Genomic DNA, 5,120 nt, shown 5'->3' on the forward strand with positions numbered 1-5,120 from the left:
TCCGCACTTTGTCTGGGGGGAGCGTTTATTTTAAAACCCCCCGGGACCGCGCGGGTGGGGGGGGGGGGCGGGGGGGGGGGGCGGGGGGGGGGGCCCCCCCCCCCCCCCCCGGGGCCGCGGCGGCACTGCTGGCCACGGTGGTGCTGGCGCCGGTGGCGTTGCCGTGGTACTTCACCTGGCCGCTGGTGCTCGGGGCGGCGGCCGCGTGGCCGGTTCCGCGTGTCGCGGTCGCGGCCGCCCTGTCGACGTTCCTTGTCGTGAGCACCTTTCCCGACGGGAAGACCCCGATGCCGTTGTGGGGATACGCGGTGCTGGCGGTGGTTTCGGCCGCCGTCGGTCTCCTGACCGCGCGAGGAACGGGGATCCGGCTTCAGCGTCCCCCATGGCGTGTCCTTGCCAGGCTCGTACCGTCCTTTGTGGATTCCGGAGCACCGGCGGCTGGTTCGGGTGCCGTGTCCGTCCGGGTCGTGCGCCGGAAGCGCGACGTCCCGGTCCGGATCAGCGCGACGGCGACCACGACCAGGCCGATCCCGGCGAGTTCGACGGCGGTCAGCGCGGTCCCGGAGAACAGCAGGTCCAGCAGCGCGGTGACCGGCGGGACGCAGTAGAACAGGCTGGTGACCCTGGCGACCTCGCCGCGGGCGACCATGAAGTACAGCAACGCGGCGGCGCCGACGGAGACGACCACGACCATCCAGCCGAGCGCGAGGAAGAACGCCGGATGACCGGTCAGCCGCGGCCCGCCGGTGCAGGCCGTCGTCACCGCGAACGCCGCCGAGCTGATCGAGTACTGGATCGCCAGTGCCGCCCAGGTGCCCACGTTCGTGGTCCTGCCCTGGACGATGGTGCCGCCGGTGATCGCGCCCAGCGCGAGGAAGGCGAACAGCAGCCCGGTGACCATGCTCGCCGTGCCGGCCCGGGACGGCGCGCCGAGGGCCGAACTGACGGTCAGTACCACGCCCGCGAGCCCGATCACCAGGCCGGCCCGGAATCGCCGGTCGCGGCCGGGCCGGGTGATCAACGTGGTGAGAATCGGCTGGGTGCCGAGAATGACGGCGATGATTCCGGCCGGTAGTCCGGCGCCGACGGCGGCGAAGAAGAAACCCTGGTAAACCGTTTGCAGAAGAATCGCGACGACGACGGTCCGCGTCCATTCAGGACCGGTCCGCGGCAGTCTGTCGCGCACGAAAAACCAGACGCCCCAGCACAATGCCGCGGATCCGAGCGCGCGCAGGAGCAGAAAAGTGGGTGCCGAACTGGAGGAAAGACCCGTTTCGACGGCGATCGGCCCGCTTGCCCACATGAGCACGAAGGCCAGTGGAGCGGCAACGACGAACGACGATTTCTTGCGCGGCATCGGGTCATTCCTCGAAAAACACTCAAGAGGGGAAAGGGGACACGGACAAAACTAGTGACGTGAGCGGAGAGTCCGGAAATGCCGGTTCGCGATGGGGTATGCTCTGCGGTTATGGGGCTGGACATCCGGCATCTGGAGACGTTCCTCGCCGCCGTCGAGGAGGGCAGCATCACCGCCGCGGCCCGCAGGCTGCGGCTGGCGCAGCCCGCGGTCTCGCGCACCCTCGCCCAGCTCGAACGGCACGTCGGGGTGACGCTGCTCGCGCGGTCGGCCCACGGCGTCACGGTGACTCCCGAAGGCGAGATCTTCCGGATCAGGGCGGCGGCCGCGCTGGCCTCGTTCACCGATGCCGTGGAGCGGCCGTTCGGGGACGCGCGGCCGCTGCGCGTCGGGCACGCGTGGTCGGCCTTCGGGGAGCACACCTCGGCCGTGCTGCGCCGCTGGCGTGCCTCGCGGCCGGAGCAACCGCTCGAACTGTGCCGGTTGGACGATCCCTACGCGGGGATGGCGGGTGGCCGGATCGACGTCAGCGTGTTGCGCGGTCCGCAACCGCGGCCCGGCTATCGCAGCGAGCTGCTCTACAGCGAGACGCGGGTGGCGGCGGTCTCGGTGGAGCATCGCCTGGCCTGCCGCCGCGCTCTCCGGCTCGCCGACCTCGCCGGAGAAGGCCTGGTCGTGCAACGGCACTGGGGTACGACGACCCCCGAGCTGTGGGACGCCGGGGCACGGCCCGCAGTGGCCGTGGAGGTCGGCTCGGTCGACGACTGGCAGAGCAACGTCGCCGCGAACAACGGCGTCGGCATCACCCCGGCCTCGAGCAGCAAGCTGCATCCGCACGCCGAGATCGTCTACATCCCGCTGGCCGACGCGCCCCCGGTGCCCGTCTTCCTCGCGTGGGCCCCGAATTCCCGGCACCCCGCGCTGGAGGACTTCATCCGGACCGCCCACGCCGTCGTGCACGGGACCGGCCCCGGCGAAACTTGATCGCTTTCCGCGGCGCCGTGGGCATAATGCGAGGGTGGAGGGAGCGACACGATGACGATCCATCTCACCCATTGGGGCACATTCGAGGCGGAAACGGACGGGGAGCGGCTCCGGTCGGTGCGGCCGTGGTCCCAGGATCCGGAACCGCCGCCGATGCTCGAGAACATCGTGGGTGTGCAGGATCACCCCGTCCGCATCACCCAGCCCCACGTGCGGCGCGGCTGGCTGGAGAACGGGCCCGGCGGCGCGGGACGCGGTGCCGACTCCTTCGTCCCGGTCTCCTGGGACAAGGCGCTCGACCTGCTGGCAGGTGAGCTGCGGCGGGTGTACGACGGCTACGGACCCGAAGCCGTGTACGGCGGTTCGTACGGCTGGGCCAGCGCGGGCCGGTTCCACCACGCGCAGAGCCAGGTGCACCGGTTCCTCAACTGTCTCGGCGGTTACGTCGGTTCGGTGAACAGCTACAGCCTCGGGGCGACCACCGTCCTGTTGCCGCACGTGATCGGCCCGGCGTGGAAGATCATGGACGACTCGACGACGTACGAGGTGATCGCCGAGCACACCGAGCTGGTCGTCGCGTTCGGCGGGCTCTCCCCGAAGAACGCCGTCGTGGCCCCCGGCGGGGTCGGACGGCACGCGATGCGCTCGTGGGTCGGTGCCGCGCGGGCCCGTGGCTGCCGGTTCGTCTCGGTCAGCCCGCTGGAAGACGACACGCATCCCGACGCCGAGGCGGAGTGGCTCGCGCCGCGTCCGGCGGGCGACGTCGCGCTGATGCTGGGCCTTGCCTACGTGCTGGACACGGAAGGCTTGGCGGACAAGGAATTCCTTCGCCGGTACACGGTCGGTTACGAACGCTTCGCGGAATATGTGCGCGGCTCCGCCGACGGGGTGCCGAAGACCCCGGAGTGGGCCGAGGCGCTCACGGAGATCCCGGCCGCGCGGATCCGCGCGCTGGCCGGCGAGATGGCCGCGTCGCGCACGATGATCACGGTGAGCTGGTCGCTGCAGCGCACCCGGTTCGGGGAACAGCCGCTGTGGCTGGGGCTGGTGCTCGCCGCGATGCTCGGGCAGATCGGCCTGCCGGGCGGCGGATTCGGGCACGGGTACGGGTCTTCCGCTGTCGGTGGGAGGCCGGTCCGCGCGGTGCCGCTGCCCTCGCTGCCCCAGGGCCGCAACGGCTGTGAAACGTTCATCCCGGTCGCCCGGATCGCGGACATGCTGCTGAATCCCGGTGAGGAGTACGACTACAACGGGCAGCGGCTGACCTATCCCGGCATCCGGCTGGTGTACTGGGGCGGCGGGAACCCGTTCCACCATCACCAGGACCTCGCCCGGCTGCGGCGCGCGTTCACCCGGCCGGACACCGTCGTCGTGCACGATCCTTTTTGGACGGCCACGGCGCGGCACGCCGACATCGTGCTGCCTTCGACGATGTCGATCGAACGGGACGACTTCGGCGGCGGGTACGGCGATCCGGTGTTCGTGCCGATGCGGGCGCTGACCCGGCCGAACGCCCAGGCCCGCGACGACTACCAGGTGTTCGCCGATCTCGCCGCGCGGCTCGGTGTGGGGGAGGCGTTCACCGAAGGGCGGACCTCGCGCGAGTGGTTGCGCCACCTCTACACGGACTGGGCCGCCGACCGCGAACGCGAGGGGAACCCGGTGCCGTCGTTCGACGAGTTCTGGGCGAGCGAGGACGTGCTGGAGCTGCCGGTGCACCCGAGGGAGCACGTGTCGCTGGCCGAGTTCCGCGCGGATCCGGACCGGAACCCGCTGCGCACCCCGAGCGGGCGGATCGAGATCTTCTCCGAGACCATCGACGGGTTCGGCTATCCGGACTGCCCGGGGCATCCGGTGTGGCGGGAGCCCGAGGAATGGCTCGGCGGCGAGCGGGCGACGGCCTACCCGCTGCACCTCATCGCGAACCAGCCGAAGACGCGGCTGCACAGCCAGCTGGACCACGGCCCGCACAGCCAGGGGGCGAAGGTCGGCGGCCGGGAACCGGTGCGGCTGCATCCGGACGACGCGGCCGCGCGCGGGCTGGCCGAGGGCGACGTGGTGCGGCTGTTCAACGACCGCGGCAGTTGTCTCGCCGGGCTGGTGACCAGCACGGCCGTGCGCCGCGGGGTCGCACAGTTGTCGACCGGTGCCTGGTACGACCCCGATCCGGCCGATCCGTCGGTCTGCCGCCACGGCAACCCGAACGTGCTGACCGCCGACCGGCCGACGTCCTCGCTGGCCCAGGGCTGTTCGGGGCAGCACGCGCTGGTCGAGGTCGAGCGTTATGCGGGTACGCCGCCGGAGGTGAGCGCGCACCGGCCGCCGGTGTGACTACCGGCCCTCCCGCGCCCTGGCGCGACGCTCCGCCACGTTCATCCAGGACGCCACGGCGATGAAGACGAGCGCGACGAACAGCACGATCGTGCCCGGCCACGACATCCGCACCGCCCAGGCCAGCCCGACGGCCACGATCAGCAGCGCCCAGCCCGCCCACAGCCAGCGGGGGACACGACGGCCGGTGCAGAACACGATCAGGAGCACCGCGCCGGGCACCCCGGCAAGGAGGAATCGCCAGTACTCGCCGAGCACACTCAGCATCGCGCGTCCTCCTCGCCACGGGGACAGGCCGGTCTTATGTCATTACCGGACGACGCGGCGCCGGGCAACCTGCGCGAGAGTGAACCTGGGCGGAGTGGGGGATGGGGGGGTGGATCACGACCACCGCCCGGAACTACCCCAACAAACAACAGATTAGTTAGAAAAAAACCAACCAAAGAGG

Annotated in this window: 4 protein-coding genes; 2 read left to right on the forward strand and 2 right to left on the reverse strand. The window is 71.0% G+C overall.

All coding sequences use genetic code 11. From position 1 onward, the window contains the following. Positions 1-370 precede the first annotated feature (370 nt). Positions 371-1,357 carry a DMT family transporter gene (locus ACFWX1_RS45675; RefSeq protein ID WP_378396198.1) on the reverse strand — a complete coding sequence of 329 codons (987 nt, stop codon included), beginning with the start codon at positions 1,355-1,357 and terminating at the stop codon, positions 371-373. A gap of 111 nt (positions 1,358-1,468) precedes the next feature. Between ACFWX1_RS45675 and ACFWX1_RS45680 the strand changes: the two genes are divergently transcribed. Together ACFWX1_RS45680 and ACFWX1_RS45685 are read left to right on the forward strand one after the other, a co-directional pair. Next, positions 1,469-2,341, forward strand: a complete 873-nt coding sequence (locus ACFWX1_RS45680; protein ID WP_378396199.1) for a LysR family transcriptional regulator — start codon at positions 1,469-1,471, stop codon at positions 2,339-2,341. Between the two features lie 51 nt (positions 2,342-2,392). Beyond that, entirely contained in the window at positions 2,393-4,672 is a 2,280-nt protein-coding gene (locus tag ACFWX1_RS45685; protein ID WP_378396200.1) for a molybdopterin-dependent oxidoreductase, read from the forward strand. Here ACFWX1_RS45685 and ACFWX1_RS45690 read toward each other — a convergent pair whose 3' ends face one another. Further along, positions 4,673-4,939, reverse strand: a complete 267-nt coding sequence (locus tag ACFWX1_RS45690; protein ID WP_378396201.1) for a hypothetical protein — start codon at positions 4,937-4,939, stop codon at positions 4,673-4,675. Between the last annotated feature and the right edge of the window lie 181 nt (positions 4,940-5,120).

Origin of the sequence: Amycolatopsis sp. NPDC059021 (genome assembly GCF_042739895.1) — a bacterium.
Taxonomy (GTDB): domain Bacteria; phylum Actinomycetota; class Actinomycetes; order Mycobacteriales; family Pseudonocardiaceae; genus Amycolatopsis.

Bases quoted from the DNA above. Each gene is read 5' to 3' on its own strand.
- ACFWX1_RS45675 (WP_378396198.1), bottom strand. From the start codon at position 1,357: ATGCCGCGCAAGAAATCGTCGTTCGTCGTTGCCGCTCCACTGGCCTTC.
- ACFWX1_RS45680 (WP_378396199.1), top strand. From the start codon at position 1,469: ATGGGGCTGGACATCCGGCATCTGGAGACGTTCCTCGCCGCCGTCGAG.
- ACFWX1_RS45685 (WP_378396200.1), top strand. From the start codon at position 2,393: ATGACGATCCATCTCACCCATTGGGGCACATTCGAGGCGGAAACGGAC.
- ACFWX1_RS45690 (WP_378396201.1), bottom strand. From the start codon at position 4,939: ATGCTGAGTGTGCTCGGCGAGTACTGGCGATTCCTCCTTGCCGGGGTG.